Annotated in this window: 24 protein-coding genes and 1 pseudogene; 4 read left to right on the plus strand and 21 right to left on the minus strand. The window is 30.9% G+C overall.

Annotated elements, in window-relative coordinates; all coding sequences use genetic code 11:
• Positions 1–270: 270 nt before the first annotated feature.
• The 3 genes from LC076_RS03575 to LC076_RS03585 all read right to left on the minus strand — a co-directional run bounded on the left by LC076_RS03575 (position 271) and on the right by LC076_RS03585 (position 1615).
• Positions 271–813 carry an HXXEE domain-containing protein gene (locus LC076_RS03575; RefSeq protein WP_226666260.1) on the minus strand — a complete coding sequence of 181 codons (543 nt, stop codon included), beginning with the start codon at positions 811–813 and terminating at the stop codon, positions 271–273.
• 212 nt (positions 814–1025) lie between these two features.
• Positions 1026–1289 carry a hypothetical protein gene (locus tag LC076_RS03580; protein ID WP_226667002.1) on the minus strand — a complete coding sequence of 88 codons (264 nt, stop codon included), beginning with the start codon at positions 1287–1289 and terminating at the stop codon, positions 1026–1028.
• 41 nt (positions 1290–1330) lie between these two features.
• Entirely contained in the window at positions 1331–1615 is a 285-nt protein-coding gene (locus LC076_RS03585; protein WP_226667003.1) for a hypothetical protein, read from the minus strand.
• A gap of 420 nt (positions 1616–2035) precedes the next feature.
• Here LC076_RS03585 and LC076_RS03590 point away from each other — a divergent pair, with 420 nt between their 5' ends.
• From LC076_RS03590 to LC076_RS03600, 3 genes are all read left to right on the plus strand, one after another.
• Complete coding sequence (locus tag LC076_RS03590) at positions 2036–2446, plus strand: VOC family protein (RefSeq protein ID WP_226666261.1); 411 nt, start codon at positions 2036–2038, stop codon at positions 2444–2446.
• A gap of 472 nt (positions 2447–2918) precedes the next feature.
• Positions 2919–3221 (plus strand): hypothetical protein, encoded by a 303-nt coding sequence (locus LC076_RS03595; RefSeq protein ID WP_226666262.1) that lies wholly within the window; start codon positions 2919–2921, stop codon positions 3219–3221.
• On the plus strand, positions 3222–3425 hold the full coding sequence (locus LC076_RS03600; protein WP_226666263.1) for a helix-turn-helix transcriptional regulator: 204 nt from the start codon (positions 3222–3224) through the stop codon (positions 3423–3425).
• A gap of 103 nt (positions 3426–3528) precedes the next feature.
• On the opposite strand, the gene LC076_RS03605 is transcribed toward LC076_RS03600, so the two are convergent.
• From LC076_RS03605 to LC076_RS24320, 6 genes are all read right to left on the minus strand, one after another.
• Positions 3529–4140, minus strand: a complete 612-nt coding sequence (locus LC076_RS03605) for an alpha/beta hydrolase family protein (RefSeq protein ID WP_264191410.1) — start codon at positions 4138–4140, stop codon at positions 3529–3531.
• A gap of 185 nt (positions 4141–4325) precedes the next feature.
• On the minus strand, positions 4326–4748 hold the full coding sequence (locus LC076_RS03610; RefSeq protein WP_226666264.1) for a DUF3237 family protein: 423 nt from the start codon (positions 4746–4748) through the stop codon (positions 4326–4328).
• Positions 4749–5015: 267 nt separating this feature from the next.
• Positions 5016–5771 (minus strand): GNAT family N-acetyltransferase, encoded by a 756-nt coding sequence (locus LC076_RS03615; RefSeq protein WP_226666265.1) that lies wholly within the window; start codon positions 5769–5771, stop codon positions 5016–5018.
• A 42-nt stretch (positions 5772–5813) separates the two neighbouring features.
• Positions 5814–6839 carry a serine hydrolase domain-containing protein gene (locus LC076_RS03620; RefSeq protein ID WP_226666266.1) on the minus strand — a complete coding sequence of 342 codons (1026 nt, stop codon included), beginning with the start codon at positions 6837–6839 and terminating at the stop codon, positions 5814–5816.
• Between the two features lie 251 nt (positions 6840–7090).
• Complete coding sequence (locus LC076_RS03625; RefSeq protein WP_226666267.1) at positions 7091–7270, minus strand: hypothetical protein; 180 nt, start codon at positions 7268–7270, stop codon at positions 7091–7093.
• A 150-nt stretch (positions 7271–7420) separates the two neighbouring features.
• Positions 7421–7906, minus strand: coding sequence for a DUF4367 domain-containing protein (locus tag LC076_RS24320; RefSeq protein ID WP_226666268.1), 486 nt, complete (start codon positions 7904–7906; stop codon positions 7421–7423).
• Between the two features lie 333 nt (positions 7907–8239).
• Between LC076_RS24320 and LC076_RS24325 the strand changes: the two genes are divergently transcribed.
• Complete coding sequence (locus LC076_RS24325; RefSeq protein ID WP_226666269.1) at positions 8240–8866, plus strand: CPBP family intramembrane glutamic endopeptidase; 627 nt, start codon at positions 8240–8242, stop codon at positions 8864–8866.
• 384 nt (positions 8867–9250) lie between these two features.
• On the opposite strand, the gene LC076_RS03640 is transcribed toward LC076_RS24325, so the two are convergent.
• From LC076_RS03640 to LC076_RS03690, 12 genes and pseudogenes are all read right to left on the minus strand, one after another.
• Complete coding sequence (locus LC076_RS03640) at positions 9251–9793, minus strand: GNAT family N-acetyltransferase (RefSeq protein ID WP_226666270.1); 543 nt, start codon at positions 9791–9793, stop codon at positions 9251–9253.
• Positions 9794–9917: 124 nt separating this feature from the next.
• Positions 9918–10202 (minus strand): hypothetical protein, encoded by a 285-nt coding sequence (locus LC076_RS03645; RefSeq protein ID WP_226666271.1) that lies wholly within the window; start codon positions 10200–10202, stop codon positions 9918–9920.
• 160 nt (positions 10203–10362) lie between these two features.
• Entirely contained in the window at positions 10363–10698 is a 336-nt protein-coding gene (locus LC076_RS03650; protein WP_226666272.1) for a hypothetical protein, read from the minus strand.
• Positions 10699–10783: 85 nt separating this feature from the next.
• Positions 10784–11392 carry a transglutaminase-like domain-containing protein gene (locus LC076_RS03655; protein ID WP_226666274.1) on the minus strand — a complete coding sequence of 203 codons (609 nt, stop codon included), beginning with the start codon at positions 11390–11392 and terminating at the stop codon, positions 10784–10786.
• Between the two features lie 67 nt (positions 11393–11459).
• Complete coding sequence (locus LC076_RS03660; RefSeq protein WP_226666276.1) at positions 11460–11876, minus strand: GNAT family N-acetyltransferase; 417 nt, start codon at positions 11874–11876, stop codon at positions 11460–11462.
• 208 nt (positions 11877–12084) lie between these two features.
• Entirely contained in the window at positions 12085–12363 is a 279-nt protein-coding gene (locus tag LC076_RS03665) for a hypothetical protein (protein WP_226666279.1), read from the minus strand.
• A gap of 194 nt (positions 12364–12557) precedes the next feature.
• Positions 12558–13325, minus strand: coding sequence for a methyltransferase domain-containing protein (locus LC076_RS03670; protein ID WP_226666281.1), 768 nt, complete (start codon positions 13323–13325; stop codon positions 12558–12560).
• A 188-nt stretch (positions 13326–13513) separates the two neighbouring features.
• On the minus strand, positions 13514–14329 hold the full coding sequence (locus LC076_RS03675; protein WP_226666283.1) for a lipid II flippase Amj family protein: 816 nt from the start codon (positions 14327–14329) through the stop codon (positions 13514–13516).
• A gap of 488 nt (positions 14330–14817) precedes the next feature.
• On the minus strand, positions 14818–15765 hold the full coding sequence (locus LC076_RS03680) for a methyl-accepting chemotaxis protein (protein ID WP_319005486.1): 948 nt from the start codon (positions 15763–15765) through the stop codon (positions 14818–14820).
• Positions 15760–16239, minus strand: a pseudogene (locus tag LC076_RS24470) (cache domain-containing protein); the annotation flags it as partial. The pseudogene LC076_RS24470 and the gene LC076_RS03680, both read right to left, overlap by 6 nt.
• 66 nt (positions 16240–16305) lie before the next feature.
• Positions 16306–16566: a hypothetical protein gene (locus LC076_RS24475; protein ID WP_413465938.1), complete on the minus strand. Its 261-nt coding sequence runs from the start codon at positions 16564–16566 to the stop codon at positions 16306–16308.
• A 402-nt stretch (positions 16567–16968) separates the two neighbouring features.
• On the minus strand, positions 16969–18078 hold the full coding sequence (locus tag LC076_RS03690) for a GerAB/ArcD/ProY family transporter (RefSeq protein ID WP_226666980.1): 1110 nt from the start codon (positions 18076–18078) through the stop codon (positions 16969–16971).
• Positions 18079–18118: the final 40 nt, after the last annotated feature.

Consider the following 18118-nt stretch of genomic DNA (forward strand, 5'->3'; position numbering starts at 1 on the left):
TTTAATATCTATAACATTATTTCATGTTTAACACTCATTATTCCCATTAAAAAAAACGACGTTTCTTTTGGTACAGATAAGCGCTCTTGATTAACATATAATAAAAGCTCCCGTTAATTTAAAAAGAAAATTTCATAAATCATTTTGTTAGTTTGGTTATCACAAAGAACGAAATAAAGGTTATTATTTCCTAATACCAATAGATGTAAAAGCTAGTGTAAAGATGATATCAAGGGTGTAAGATAGATTTGTATACGAGACTAATAGTATCTATATTATGAGTTTTGCTATATAAAGCGCCATTAGTGCAAGAGGAGTTTGGGCGATAAAACCAATAGCAAAATAGCTTAGAAGTCTTAATTTAGTAACTTCTCTTTCTTTAATAAGAAACATAGCTGTAAAAAATGTATAAGGATACAAAATAAAAATAGATGTAATTATGCCGGGAACATAATCCTTGAAGAAAATGAACTGCCCAAAATGACCAATCCCATTTGCTAAAAGAATTCCCGGTACCAAAAACGCAAGGAAAGTAGTTGGTTTCATACCCAAAAACCTTTTGTCCTTAAATGCTATATAACAGCCCATCGAAGCTATAAACCATAGTAAAGTAAAAGCAAATGAAAACTCTAAAGTTGTTATACTAAATGGTAATACATTTGAATTTTTTTCAAGAAAACTCTCAACTGTTATGATCTCTTCAATATCATGAATTAAATATAACGGAGGAAAAAGTAATAAGAGCCTTCTAAACATTGAATCATCGTATTCTTTAACTATTTCCATACTTTTCACCTTTTCAACTTTTTTCAAATGCATTGAAGAAACTCCTTCAAATTTACTTTCTCAACTATCATCCCCTTTTAACTGTATAAGCCTTTTCCTTTTACAAAAAATGCCGTTCTATTGTAGAAAATCATTATTAAACATATTTTTTAATATTCAATCATTTGAATCAATTTCATAATTCACATTTCTAAAGAAACATAGACTTGCAGAATTTTAAACCTTATAAAATTTTGAGGTTAAACTGCTTTTTTCTGATTCAATAAGACATTGATTCGATAAATAACTAATTTTGATGCATTATAAACTAAAGTAACCAGGTCAAAGTGAACTTTGGCACATTTTCCGGTTCGATAATGAACGTTGTTCAATTGGAAGTTTATGCCCCACTCTAGATCTTGGAAAATCTCAGAACGAAGTGTTACTAAAGGAACGTCTAATGGATCTTCAAATTTCTTTTCAAAAAGCGGAAGATTAGATTCACGTTCCGCTTTTTCAATCAACCACTGATCACGTTCTGCCTTAGATTTTAGCCCACGTTTTTTTACCTATTGTTTTCAATTGATTTCGATTTAGTGAAAAGACCGGCAATGATTGTGACGATTCCACCAATCAATATGATGAAGTAAAAAAGCATTAAGGTTGCTGTTCCGTCGAGCCCATGGAGCAAATTGATTTCGTGTAACAACGGTAACATTAATGGATAGGTTAAAATCGATAATATTAAGACAAATCCAGTTATTATTCTATTTTTCTTATTCCTTGTAGTTAGGTATAAAGAGAAACAAACAATTACATTTGCTAATATTATAAAAATGGCTAATGTCATTTTAAATAACCTTCCTTTCATCTTGAATACATTTTACCATTTAAATCCAAAAACCTATATACCAAATCTACTTCTTTAACATTCAATAATAGTGAGTAATTTTCAACTTCAAAAAAACCTCTCAGTAAGGTAATAGTATCAACACCACTACTTGAGTTTGTTTTCCAAAAACACATTCATATCTTGTGATCATTTACCCATTTTAATCAATCCCACCTTAATAACTATAATCAGGAAGGAAATCGCTAGCATGCTTTATAAAAGCATCAGCTAGTTCAGAAACCTATGTTGAATTACAACCTTTACTTTACTTCATGATCTCTTACTTAAATAAACTATTTTTCAAAATCAAGAAGGAAATATATAAAAGCTAGAGAATTCTACTGTTATTAACTAAATTTTAAATTAAGAGGTGCATGTATGAGTGTCCAAGCCGAAAAAATTTTCATTAATTTAGCTGTTAATGATTTGAACAAAACTAAAGAGTTTTTTTCTACAATAGGATTTGAATTTAACCCTCAATTCACGAATGATTTAGCTGCATGCATGGTTATTAGTGAGCATATTTATGTGATGTTGCTAACAGAGGGTCATTTTAAGACTTTTACTAATAAGGAGATTGCAGACTCTACTAAAACAACTGAAGCTATTGTAAGTTTATCTCTAGATAGCAGAGAGAAAGTCAAGGAAATTGTAAACAAGGCTCTAGATGCTGGAGCAAAGCCCTCAAAAGAACCACAAGATCATGGCTTTATGTATGGATGGGGTTTCCAAGATATTGACGGTCATCTTTGGGAACTTTTTTACATGGACCCGAGTGCTATCCAATAAGATCTAATAATTAACTATTTAAACATGATGTTTATCAATTGAAAATTTGTAAATAGACTAATACAAACAATTCTTATACTAAACAAATTCAAAGACCACCAAAAATTTGGTGGTCTTTGAATTATTTATATTTTTTACAATCCAACCTTTAAAATGAAGAGATAAACGTAACCCTTCCATATCACTGGGCTCCATTCTTTAATATGTGAAAATCTTTCTTTTTTCTAACTTCACTTCTTATAATTAAATTTCCACCTACCGTTTCCACTGAATTTTGTTTTAGTGAAAGACCTTCAATGGTAAGTGGCAAGTCCACCAATATGATAAAATAAAATCTTAGTATAATAGATTGTTTTTTATTTTAAATTTCTTGAAAATCCAAAATGTAAAAAACATTTGACATTTTAGACACTAATGCTACAATAATAAATGTAAAATACTTTTTACATTTTAATAAGGAGGAAACTAAAGAATGGATTGGGTTAAATTAGTGTATTCAGTCATATTGTTAGTTTGCGGAATTTTGATTTTTGTAGCATCTTTTTCTAAAAAGAGTGATGAAAGAAGAAAGTTTATCAACACGAAAGCTCAATCATATGCATTTATCGTCGTTGTAGGTATGCTAATTTTAGAAGTTGTAGAGTCAATTTATCTAACTATTCAGGGGAATACTTCTTATGATGGTATGGGAATTTCGCCGATTGTGTTTTTGACGGTGATTTCAATTATATACCTGATAACATTACTAATTTACAGAAAAAAATTTGGTGATTAAATGAATAATCACATTAAGCAATTAAGAAAATCAGCTAAATTATCTCAGGAAGAACTAGCTAAACGCTGTAAGGTATCGAGACAAACAATAAATGCAATTGAAAATGATAAATACGACCCTACCTTACAATTAGCGTTTGACATAGCTTCTGTATTGGATACGACAGTAGATGAGCTTTTCATCAGTGCATCAATTAAAAAGTGAAAAATCGACCTCATTTTCAGAGGTCTTTTTTATACACTTCTCCGCATTTGTATTGTTGGGTTATCTGATCTTTCAACAATTGATCAATAAAAAATAAAACATGTTAACTATTCGTTTTTACAAACTCTAATGTCATCTCACTGACCTTCTTATTACTTGCTTCTGAAAAACCGTGACCTTCACCAGAAAAAATTTCAATTTTAGCTTGAGGATACACCATTGCTGCCTTCTTTCCATAGTCAAGTGGTACAATTTCATCTTGATCTCCATGAAAAATCACTACATTTTTATTAAAATTCCCAATATGTTCGAACACATTATATCCGTGAATTGACTCAAAGAATACTCGACCTAATTGAACACCCCATAATTCATGTGTATCAGGAATGCTCTCAAGTGTTGGAAATTTATTATTCCAATCATCTGCAATACATAACGCTGGAAAGAGCAAAAGAAGACCTTTAATTTCCTCTACATATTCTTCCGCTACTAATGCAGATACTAATCCTCCCTGACTTCCTCCAAATAAAAAGATATTAGTAGAATCAACATTCTCCCAATTCTTTACGTTTTCGATGATCGCACACAGATCATCTTTTTCTGTAAATATAGACATTTCATTCGTCTTAAGATCACTCTTTGAATGAACAGAACCACCACAAAAATCGAAGCATAAAGCAGCTATGTCATTTTTAGCTAAAAAGTCACTATTCATCGCAAAATCTACATTTGTTCCATTAAAACCATGGCTGAATATTACGAGGGGGACTTCTCCTTACTATTAGGTCTATAATAGACACTATGAATTTCCCTATCATGATGCTTAATCTTCACAATTTCTTTTTTATAACTACTCATTTTTATCCCTCCACCCTTAAATTTAATATTGTAAGCCATTTACTAATTCATAAGTCTATATATCTTTATATCTAAACCAGACTCAGCTGGAAGTCCTTCTGCAACTAATATGTCTTCGTTCAAAAAAGCTAACGACTTACTATTTGTAATCACTTTGGGATAAGATCTAAATAATATATTTGTCTTTTGCTTGTTAACATGACCGTTATTCTCAATATAAATGCTGCATCGTTCTCCTTTATCATCTTTTCCTTCAATCATATATCTAGCGGATAAAGTATGTCGATCACCAAAACTTCCAATAATTTGCGTATCAACTCCACCATCAAGGATCTCTCCTGTAAAATATTTACCTGTCACATGACCTTTAAAAGAAATCATGATTACTGTATCGCCTTCATTATTATTTAGCTTGTTCGTATTTTCTATTTTAACATGTACAGTTAAAACTTCTTCAAATTCCATGCTCCTACACCTCCTATAACCCACATGCTTGATACATTATGGTTTTATAAATACTAAAATTCTGAAATATAGTTTAATTATAAATGTTAACCATCAAACTTATTAGGTCAAACTATCTGATGATGTCTCGTTAGGGATTTGAATATATTATTTTGAAAAAATAATATATCCTACTCTCAACTTAAAAGACTGGTTAAAGAAAAGTTTCTATAGTCGTTTAAAAATATTTATTGTACAGGTATTCATTTTTTTCACTAAAGATAATGACTATTCATATATTTTTTGAACTTCATATTTAAATCCTTGATACTGGTAATTTTGTTTTTTGTACATTTCTCTCGGAGTATCTTCTCCGTCAGCTAATAAAATTACAGTTTTTTTGGGAAAAGATTGCATAACATATTGTTGTAATTTTCTTCCTATCCCTCTATTCCGGAATTTTTCATCAACTGTTAGGTTATCTATTTCTGCCGTTTCATTGGATATAATAATATCAACATAGCCAGCAGGATCACCTTTATAATAGGCCAAGATTTGAAGAATATTTTGTTCTAAGAATTGACCTTTGATCAGTTGCGCTTTTTGAGTGGCAAACTCAAATCCATACTCCAAATTATGTTGGTACTGAAGAGTAAGATATGTTTCTAAATTCTCATCTGTCACAACTGCAATATTTATATCTGGGTTATTCTTAAACACTGGAAACTGATTTGGTTGAATAGCATATAACTCCATAAATCCTATCTCATAACCTATCTCATTTAGGTGAGCTATTAATTCTGTTGTAGGCTTTTCATTAGCAGGAAAATGAAATTTTACATGTTTTTGACCCTTTTTCAAATGATATTCTCTCAAATAATTTTCAACCTCTGTAAATTCAGCTAAAGAGGGTAAATGTTTATATTCAATAAAATTACTACTATAACTAGTCAACATCTCCGGAAAATGAAAATGTTTATATTGGTCATTTTCAACCACTACTTTTCCAAGGGTATAAATATCATCAAATGTAATATGTTTCATTTATTTAGTTCTCCTCATTTAATTTTAATTGTAGCCAAACATTCATTCATTTTGCAGACAATTCATTACAGTGTCTCCAAACGATCTAACATCAGATAGATAATCATATCCTTCAGGTGAACCAAAACTATTAAACATACGAACTGCTACTATGTTTTCATTCGGAATGACCAACAAAGTTACACCCGTGTAACCTAGTATCTGGAATGATGCTTTTGGAATTGTTGCACCTATTTCTGATTTTTTAGCAGGTAAATCTTTTACAAACCATAAAAATCCATTTTGAGGTAAGTCTTTGTCTTTTAGTAAAGGACTTTGTAGGGATGTAGCGGTTTGTACAATACCTTTTGGAACAACTTGTTTTCCAGCTATCTTTCCGTTTTTGAGATGTAAATACCCCCAATAAGCTAATTCACGGGTCGACACATACATATTCGCCTTGTCTCCTTCGGTGCTTTCACTTGTTTGCCAATTCTCATCTCCTGAACGGGGAAGAATGACATCTACAAGTTTATCGTGCTTGTGTACATACCAATTTGATTCACTAAAATCTAAAGGACTAAATACATGCTCGTGAATAATATCTGAGACTGATTTCTGGGTCGTCTTCTTTACAATTTCAGTTAAAGCATCTATGCCTACTTGTTGATATGTCCAGCTTTGCCCTGGAAGATACTCTCGAAAAACATTTTCCTGCCTTTGTGATAGACCGTGTGTATGCGTTAATAAATGCCTGATCGTCGTTTCCTTCCAAATAGTTTCGTCAAGTTTAGGTAAGTATTTCAATACAAGGTCATCTATGTTATCAATGTATTTATGATACAAAGCATAAGCAACTGCAAAACCAATATAGCTTTTTCTTACTGAAGCTACATGAAATTGAGTTTCTTCATTCACCATTCTTGCGTCTCTTTTATTGGATTGTTTTCCTATATATTCTTCTAATACGATAGTGTCATTATGGATAATAAAAACTGAAGCTCCAGAACATAGTACTTGTTTAAAAGTATTATGAACATGATTTAATACGGAAGAAAACTGATTTTTAGGTTTATATGTAAGTTTCATAAAATAATCTCCGCCTGTTATCTCTATATCTATAATATTCATTCGATTTTTTTATTGTTTTTCCTTTTTATTTAAGTACAAGCAAGCTAGCATCTTCATATTCTATTTAATAAATATTCTGGAAGTCCAATTTTAGAAAGTACCTCTAAATGTCTTAAACTGAATAAGCGTCTTTCCACAGTTCCAGAAAAACGCACTATTACTAAATTTAATTATTCTCAAAATAACACATCACTCCATACGTTAATGTTTTATTCAGGTTTACTTGTTCTTTCTGATTTAGACACTAGGTAAGCAGTCATGAATATTAAGAATGTAAGGATCACATTACTTAGCATGTTATTAATTTCGTAACTATATTCAAAATGATCCATTATACCTGAGTATATACCAGCCATTATCGCTATTAAAATAACTTTACCTGTTCCCATAAACATCCCTCTTTACAGTTTAATCTAGTTTTTTTCAATTTATTTTAATCTTTTCGTTACAGTAAAATTCTACATACCATTTGCGTTAAATAGAACATTCAGAGGTCTTTTAAAGAAACTTACTCGTTATATGTGAATACAATATTACGCTTACTCAAATGATTTTGCCGTTTTAATTAGATCTTCTTTTGATATTTTGGTGTCAGATTGTTGTACATAAAAAGTTAATACATAATAAACATCATCTTCTATCCAATTTAATATCATTTCTTTTCCATCATTTAGTGCATACTTTCCTTTTAAATCACCTATTTTAACATCTTCATATTCTAGATCTGACTCAACTTTACCACCCTTAACAGTCATTAAACTCAAATGGTCTTTGTTTCCACTTTCATTTTCAGGACCAAAAAAATCAAAAGTAAGGATGCTACTAGGTTGTTGTTCTTTAGGAGGTGGAGTGAAGATTGCTTCTTCCACATCAAAAGGAAGGTTACTAGGCAGTTTTGGTTGAAATGATTGCTCTTTTATTTCTTCTTTTAACTTGGTATGATCAAAATCTATTAGGTTTTTACCCCCACTACACCCCATTACCAGCAATAATATTGGCAACAAAATAATAAAAATTTTTTTCACAAGAACTCCCCTTTTCTTTTTTATTTAGGCTATGTTAAAGCTTAATGTTGATTTTTAGCACTTTGTTGATTGGAGTGAAAGGCATGAGACTCCTGCGGGAGAAGCGTGTCAAAGGGAGACCCCACAGGCGCTTGCCGCCGAGGAGTCTCCCGGACCTAGGAAAAAACGAACTGCATTTTTTCCCGGGAAAGCGAATGTCTGTAACGGAAACCAACAACAAAGTTTAACAGAGCTTTTATTTAAGTTATGTTTCTATGAAATGAACTTATCATGTACAAAAGTATTTCTATATAGTATAATTTTCCAGATCGATTAACACGTCAAGGAGTTTTAGTGATAAAAAATAGAATTCTTTCTTCAATCATTGTTTATTTCGGAATATTAAGTATCATGAGTTTATTGGGTATATTTGTTGAATTTAATCCTCATTCAAAAGCTGTTATTAATTTGTTGTTATTCCCTATTTTATTATCAGTTGTTTTATTTCTATCAAAAGAAGAATTAAAGTTTTCTCCTTTTTCTAAGAAAAAATCTTCATTTTCAAAATCTATTCTAGTTGTAATTGTTGGATTCATCATGTTAATTATAGGCACTAATTTTATTACTCAATTAAAAGAAATATTAGGTGTATCTTTATCCAATTCTAATACAAATAACTTAATAAAAGCTTTGCCGATTGTGGCAACTGTGTCAGTTGTTATTGCACCTATCTTAGAGGAGGTTGTTTTTAGAAGGCATATACAAAGTTTTTTTTATAAAAAAACAAATGCCATGATAAGCATTATTTTAACTTCAATTGTCTTTGCAACTTGGCATTTTACTTTGATTGGATTTCCTAATTTATTTTTATCTTCTCTTATTTTCTCAACTTGTTATTATGTAACGAACAGACTCTCTGTTCCAATTATCATCCATATCCTTCTAAACTCAATAGCTGCATTAGGTAGTTTTTTTGCATAGGATGATAGATTTTAACACTATGGTTCACTTAACAATTATTTGAAAGGAGCTTCAAAATGAATTGGATAACCTTTTTTACTATGGTACCTATTTTCGTCATTTTGTTTTACATAGCTATTATAGGACTTATTATATGGTTTGTTCTAAAAGTACTTAAAAATCAAAACAAAAATTAAAAGTTCTCAAACTTGTTCTAAATATTCACTTTTCCTGGTGTAAATAGGACCCTTTTTTACTAGGTTAGGAAGCTCCACCCTCTATAACGAATGAGGTTTCCTCTTGACACATTTCTCTATATAAGAATCCCAATCACTTTCATTACATTCAACAAGGTGCTATAAATCAACATAAGCTTTATACTAACCAATATTTAATAGCACCAACTTATAACATCTTAATTAATTCTATATCAGCGTAATTTCCTACACTATGTTCTTTATCTCCAAAAATCCCATTGATCGTATTAAGTCCTACTTTGCTCCAAAACCTTAGAGCTGCCCAATTTTTCATAGCAACAATAGCACGAACTTCATTATAATTTTTCCGTTTTAGTATATTTAACAATTCAAAAACCACTTCTTGCCCCAGTCCAAGTTTTTGATATTCTTTATCAATGTAAAGATAGTTAATATACACGATTTCAGGCTGTGGGTATCCGTGATACGTTGTAAGTAAACCAATTATGTGGTCAGTATCCTTCAATCTAATTACATGGGTTTTAAATCGCTCTTTCATTCCATTAGGTGGTAGATCACCAACAGTAAAACAACGATGAACAAACTCTTTATCTAGGTTTCTTCCATCCCAGTTATGTATAAAACTTCCTTGTTCATATAACATTTGAACAGTTTGTATTTCTTCTCGAATTAGGTCCTTCATTTTGAGATTTTTTGTTTCCCAAACACTTGGAATCGTATCTCTAAACACTATCTAATCAACTCCTACTACTCAAATCATCTATATTCTTATCGAATAAATTGCCTTAATATTCACTTAATAGTAGCCCTCAAAAAGCTTAGAAATCAGACCTGAGCTAAGGAAGATAAACGGTTTAGCTTTTTTTCTCAAATACTTTTATTAATCTAACAAGCCAATACAAAGCTACCCAAGGCAAAACAAATTTTGTAGCCCATTCTATTAAACGAAAGGTAATATAAAGTTCAAAACCCATAAAATGCAAAATAGTAAGTAAAATAAATAAAATTGCCGCAAGTTGAACGTAATCTTTTGTTTTTGCAGGTAAAGATGTTTTATTGATATATGTGAAAAAAATGACGATTAGCCATATAATGATAAAATGTTCGATTACATTTATCCAATCAATTTCATATAACAATTTTATGCCCCCCCCATTCCTTTTTTATATTTTAATGGTATCACTTTTGGTGATTTTATGGGGTATTTTTCCACCTTCTAAAAATAAAGGAAAAGCACTAGCCTTTTTTATGGATAGCATTCAATTGTTGAATATACTTCACTAATTTTATCTGTAACAATTAAGTCTCACCATAGTATTCTGCTAAATAAAAAAAACCAAATTTTTTGACAAGGAAATTTCTTAACTCACCTTGTGTAGCTTTTTCAATCGGAGGTTTTATTAAGGTGTATGCTTTGGCATTTAATTTAGCAAATTTATTTCTATCTACTTCGTTATGATATTTATCATCTATAATCTCAGATGTCAAAGCAGCTTTAGGATAACCCATAAATAATACTTGTGTTCTTAATGCCATGCTTGGTGTTGAATGCAATATAAAAAACATAGTTGCTAAAGCTACTAAAATAATGACCTCTTTTTTCCAATCAATTTTTTCATAGAAAAAGTCCTCCACGTTACAAATAAAATTCCAAGTTTACATTAAAGTAAGGGCATCATTACCATCAACAAACTTAGATTTAAGCAATTTCATAGCATGTTTATAGATCATCTGGTAATTGGTATTTATACATTTCTAAAACATTGGTACTTTCTTTCAAAGTATCAATCGTTTTTCTATTAGGTTCGGTATATATAGTTGGATAATCTTTCTCATCGTAATTATTATCTATTTTAAATGCTAAAATTTCCTCATTTGTTGAAAATTCAGCTTTTATACCAGGCTTGTTTCCTCGTGCATCTACGCGAATCCATTTATTTAAACTGTTAATAAAGACTCCATTGAGTGTATGTAGGCAATACCCCTTTTCAGGTGTATCAAATATCATTAATCGTTGATAGCAAAAACCTGTTGGAATACCTTGTGATCTTAATAAAGCAGCTAACAAATTGGATTTAGCGTAGCAAATACCTTCTTTGTATTGCAGAACCTCTGATGCTTTACAAGTAACTTTAGTGCCTTGAATGTCCCATGAGTGAGATATTTTGTCTCTTACAAATTCAAATGCTGTCTTAACCTTTTCGATTTCTGTTTGTTTGTTATTAAACAAATTAAAGACCGTTTTCTCAAATATAGGATGAGAAAAATCGGCTTCTTCTAATTCTTTCAAATAGTCGTTAAAATCTGGGGATTCAACTTTTAGTTGCAATTACCATCACTCCTTTCAACTCTTACAACAATTTCATAAGTAATAAAATTTACTAACAATTGTAAAACTAAATCTTTTTTTCCATTGAAACAACTTTGATACTTACACCATTTGGGTTAAATACGACTTGTTCTTCGGATACTTTATATCCTGTAGAAAGATATAGCTGTATATTCCGTTGCACACTACTGCGGACTTTACATAACATTGTATTTACACCAGCTTTTATTGCATATTCCTCCAAATGTTTCAAAATCGTTTTCGCAATACCTTTACCTTGTTTTTCTGGAATGACCGATAGTCTGTAAAAATATAAACCCTCATTACTTAATTGAAATCTAACCATAGCAACGGGTATATTATCTTCAAGAGCGATTAGTGCTTTTTCTCCTTTTTCTAATGAGTTTGAGATCGACTGAACAGTTTCGTCTAAAGCACTTGATGGAGGAATTTCATTTCTATATTCTACAAATGCTTTCATCATTAAATCATGAATCACCGCTGCATGTGCAGTTGTTGCAGAAATTATTATTTATTTCATCCCCTTCCTTAATTGAATAATAATACATTATATAACATATTTATACAATTGTAACTAGTATTCTCATAAATAACTAGCTAAAATTTCTATTATAGGAATGCACTCTATTGATTGAGGGTCTAGAATGACACGCCCTCATATGTTAGTAAATCTATATAAAAAAACCGCTTATTATTGAATAAAGAATAGCCCCAACAAAAAATATTATAGGTAATGCACTAATAATTAATCCATACTTAGCAAACCTTTTATGAAACGAGATAACAGCACCAATGAACCATAAAACAATTAAAAGTAGAAGTTCCGGGTCAACAAAGAAGCTTTCAGTATAGTTTTCACCTATTGCTCCTGCAGCTAAAAATATTGTTATCGGGATAGTAATGATACCTGTTAAAATAAGATGTAGAATTCTATATATTTTAAAATTCAATGTAATCCCTCCTTCACTAATTTTACCATAATAATCCAATGGATGAACTCTTCTTATCCATTCTATTCAACTCTTTTGTTCATTTATGTGTCCTAAAGTCTTTTTCAACTGAACCTTTATTACAGCTCAGAATGCTAAAAAGCACTATCCTTGTTCTGGGATAGTGCTCAATTGTTGCAACATGACTTCAATTATTAAGTTTTTTGCTTACTGGAAGCAACTACTATAAATCGATGTTCATTGTTTAATACATATCCATTCTTTTTTAATTCGTTATAAACTGTTAACAGCTGGATATAATGATTTTCTACACTAAACCCTGGGAATTCCCATTTTATTACCTTTGCATAATATATAAGAGCTTTCATGTTAAAAAACTTTTGGTAAGGAAAGACTTCTTCAGCAAACATTATATCTAAATCATTCTCTTTTAAATCATGTAAAGTATTCATTAAATTGTGTGTTTCATATTTTGGTTGAAAGTTCGGAATAAGTATTTTTGATAAACGGTTCCCATTTTCACCACCAACTTGTTGTGTGATAAATACACCATTAGGTTTTAAAACTCTTTTAACCTCTTCGATATTAAATGATTCATGTCTATTAATGATCATATCAAAACTATTGTCACTATAATCAATGATGTCATCGTCGCCAATCGGAGCTAGTTTGATACCTAAAGGTACCAATTTGCTTTTTATAAGTTCAATATTTGGTTTCCAGCCTTCTGTAACCGAGGTTTTTTCATAAGGATGATTTAAGGTGAGCAGAAATTCTCCACCACCAGTACCCATATCAAGTAACTGTAAGTCTTTAGATAAGTAGTTCTTTATAATTTTTGCATAATTCCAAGGAAGAGCTTCATTTTCCCAGCTATACTTTATATGAGAAAAATCCCAGCCTTCAAAATTAAGCTTTTCATACTTTAACCATTCTTTTTTTAGCTCGTTATTATTTGTCATAACTACTCCTCCACTACTTATTAAGATAGATTGTGGACGATACAGTTAACTGATAGAAGTTAAGGTTTAGCTCGATACAGGTCTATCAGATTTACTAACTGTATCGAGTAATTAATTCGTTTCATTTATATGATCCTCTCTTTAGTCTTATACGTTTTCCAATACATTCCCTTTTGACATAATAACGATTAAACCATGAACTTTGTGAACCACGCTATATATCTTGCTCCCCATAAAAACAACAATTGAGCAAGAAATGTTCCTAATAACCTCGAAGTGACCATCATAATAGACATACTTTTTAGCTTATTGTAACTTCCCCTTTGATTTACAACATCATCTGCTATAACAGATATTTTCGGATCAATAAAAATAACCAAAAGTATTGTTGCTATACCATTTATTAAACCTGATGCCATAACTGCTGTATTTCCTCTTTCAGGAGCTATTAATGCTGCATATAGTGCTGATAATACACCAATTGTATAGATTGCTGTTATAACCATATTTATACAAAATAGACGTACTGGAATATCCTTAACCCTTGTGTCCCGCAAATATGAAAACTTTGGTAAGTTAAAATGAGTAATACCACGTTTTATGTATTGAAATGAAAATAACTTTTTCATTAAGGAAGGAACAGAGCCTTTTTCTTCAGATAAATGAATAATTGCCCGAGAAAAGAGAGCGATAAATGTAGGTAACAAAATGATACCAAACACTGTTCCAACCGTTGAGGCGCCAATAAGAAACCGAAATTGAGTTTCTACAAATTCCAAGGCATTTTCTGATGGAGCAGTATCAATTAAGCTACCTGTAAAAGGCTGCTGCATCATATTCGCTAACCTTGAAACGATGACCATTATATTAAATAAAGATAAAGCAGATGCAATCATCTTCACTCTCGCACCTGATAGCCTCACCGCATAGGCAAGTGTTTCGATCGAATGAATGATAAAAATAAATAATCCAATAAATAATAATTTTTCAGTTAAAAACTCCACTAAGTAACCTTCTTTTTTGTATTTTATTACCCTGATTTTACCATGATGTTTCTTTTTCCTTAAATCTACATCAACTCAGCTGGATTACATGATATCTAGTAATCATCTATTTTCATTATAGGCATATAATAAAAATCCAACTACATGATCTTCTTATAAAACTATACATGTTTCTTCTTCAATAGCGTTTCTACTATAAGCTTGTCGGCTATCATCTCCAATAAAACCTCTCTGTCTGTATATACTAACTTATTCAAATCGTTTATATGAGCTTTAGCTACGTTCTTCAAAGGGATGCACCTTATCACCATCAAACATTTATATTCAGCTACTGTTTTGAAATCTTTTAACCCTTTTTATATTAATCTATCAACATTTTAACATATATATCCAAACGTCTTTATATTTACTTAATTAATTTATTCAAAAGAATAAAAAAAGCAAACTGAAAAATTAGATTTCAGTTTGCCTCTTTGTTATATATCTGTTTATATATGATATTTACTCAACATATCATCCAGCTCTTTATTCATTACATTTAATTGCTCTGCTGATTTTGCAACCTGTCCTATCGCACTGTTTTGCTCGTCAATTGAAGAACTAATTTCTTCAACAGATGCTGCAGTTTGTTCTGAAACACCTGATGAACTTTGAATTCCATCTCCAATTATTGTAGTCTGATTAGTAATATTCTCTATTTCATTAGTTAGACTTTCTAGTGCTGATACAGTTTCCATTATTGAATGTGATAACTGGTCAAACTTATCCTGTGTTCCTACTACATCGTTATTTAATTGATTTGAAGTGAGCATTGTTTGCTCAACAATTTCAACTGTATGACCAGTTTCAGTTGCAATCGTTGATACAACTTCCCTTACTTGAATTGTTGCTTTCTTAGATTGTTCAGCAAGTTTTCTTATTTCATTTGCTACTACAGAGAAGCCTTTTCCATGCTCCCCAGCTCTAGCCGCTTCAATACTAGCATTTAATGCGAGTAAATTTGTTTCAGCAGCTATGTTTTCTATGGTTTCCATAATATGATGAATTTCCTGTGTTTTATCGTATAAACTTTTTATACCTGTATTTATTTTCTCTGATGCTGTTAAAGATGCAGCATTAGATTTTCTTAATGATGTAACGATTTCATTACCTTCGTTCGATAAAATCCTAGACTTACCAGTCACTTCTCTAATAATATTACTTTGTTGGTTCATTAAAGCAATTGAGTTAGTCAAAGTTTCAACACTTTCGTTAATTTTTTCTAAATCACTCGCTTGTTCTTGAGTTCCTAATGATATTTCATTAATAGCGGTCCCAATTTCTTCACTGCTTGCTAGAGTTTGTTCTGATACTGCAGAAAGCTCAGTTGCAGAGTCTAATAGGTACGAGCTTGTGCTTTTTACACCTTGTACTAATTTTAAAAGTTGATTCGACATCTTATTATACGCGGCAGCTAGCTGACCTATTTCATCGGTTGATTCAGCTAGATTTGTTGCCTGAATCTGTCCATTCGCAATATTATTTGACACTAATGCGACTTCTTTTAATAAGGATATCTTTTTTCTTATCGCTAAGTAAAACACTGATATACTTATCGAAATAATAATTAATGTACCCCATAAAATAATAAATTTAACGATTTCTAAACCTTCATAAAATTCATCTTCATACACGGTTAAACCAATCGACCAATCCCATGGCTCAAAATGCGTCATATATGATATCTTTTTTCTCATTTCTCCTGTTTCATCATTCAAATCATCGAAATAGATATACCTGTCTTCTATAGAGGAAGCTACTGAACCTTTAACCATTTTTTCACGATTTGTCGTATCCTCAGGAATATCTCCTACTGGATTACTAGGGTGAACTTGTGAAGAAAACTTTGCATCATAACCGAGGATATAGCCTTCTCCTTTATATAAAAAATGAGATTTTTTATAATCATGTTCCCCATTTTCTAGTTTCGGACCACTCTAAAGGACCCTTGCTTCCTCTTTACCTTCTTCTAGTGTTAAACTACCATTTTCCACCTGATTATTTATCGATTCTAATGTAGCTAATGTACTATTTACAATGTGATAAAGTTCTTGTTTACCAGCTTTATTCAATTGTTCTTTAGCAATGAAATAACTAGTTAACCCAATTGTTGAAACTGAAATAACAATAATAATAGTCAGTAAAACTAACATTTTTATAGATATACTCTGCCAATTCACTTTCAATTTACTCTTCAAGCTTAGCCCTCCCTTAATTACCTCATTACATATATCGACATTTTAAGACATTTATTGTGTATTTTCGACTTTATATTCATTGGTAAAATGTTGATAATTTGTAAATCTTCCGTTACTAGCTGATGTAGTTTTATTCGATAATCATATGAAATGGATCATTACACTTCATAACAAACGCATGTTTGCAAACAAAAAAGCATCTCTTTAAAAACAAGGGATGCCCTATGGCCAATTAAAATATCTGTTAAGTTATTTTTCATAGTATAAAGAGATCTTCCACTAATTCAAAACTCGCCTTTCTTCACGCAATTTTTCTGATCTTCTCTCAATATCACCAAAGTGATTTTTTTAAACTATATTACTTTATAGCTTTTTTATTACATCTAAAAAAATATCCATTAGTCATATATTTTTAAGTTTCATTTTGTATTTAAAAGTACTTATAATAAGAAGAACGAAAGGTATGCATACTTGAAGTGGTATATGTAAATATAAAGGAACAATTTCTAGCCCTATTCGTAGATGTTCTGTAAGCCCCTCAGCCATAAAAATTGAACTCGCAAGTAGCCCTGCAGCTGTTATGACTAATAGATATATTCGTTTTTGTTTTTTTATCTTAAATATCTTTTCAAGACCGTACAAACCACCAAAATAAAAAATAGTGGTCTTAAAATAGATACCGATAATAAGAATGCCAAGAGCAATGGGATCTAACCGTTGGATAAAATTAGCTATATTCACTTTTTCTATTGCATCCATTAAAGGAAATTGTGCTGTGCTTCCAACTGTAGGTCCTAATATACTTAGAATAACTGTCATAGTTAACATTAAAAGGGTGCCACTGAAAATTAAAGAAGCTAGACCTACTTTAAAAACATGATCTTGACGATTTAATAATGGAAATATCATAGTAAAAACGATGATCTCACCAAAGGGAAATGTTAATGTTAATGGAAAGGCTGCTTTTAAAACAGGTTCCCATCCTTTTTCTAGAACAGGAAGGAGATTTTCCACTTTCGGTAGTTGATCGATAAAAGCAGATATAAAGAAGAATAACGCCAATAATAGTAAGATAATAGAAAATATACTGCCTGCTCTTGCAATGACTTCTAATCCCAAGTAATAGCTGTACATCACTAGTAAAACAATGATTAAATTGACGATTATTAAAGGCGTGTTATCAAGTGCAGTAGTGATGATTAAGTCACCAAAATCTCGTAATACCCTTCCTGCTATGTAAAAGAAATACAAACTATAAAAAATCGCAAAAACTTTCCCGATGTACTTACCTAATATATCTTCTAAGTATTCGGTTAGTGTTTTATTTGCATTTTGTTTAAATAGTAAGAAGTAAATAGTAAAAAGAATGATTCCACCTATTAAAGCTAATAAAATTGCCAACCAAGCATCTTGATTTGCATTAAATCCTAGACCTACAACAATAGAACTACCAATTTCAAAAAGGAAAATTAGTATAAACAACTGCTTTGAGCTTATTTTATACGTATCTATATAGCATCACTTCTTCACATCGATTTCAAAAAATTTCACT

It is taken from the genome of Metabacillus litoralis (assembly GCF_020524045.1).
In the GTDB taxonomy this organism is placed as follows: Bacteria; Bacillota; Bacilli; order Bacillales; family Bacillaceae; genus Metabacillus; species Metabacillus litoralis_C.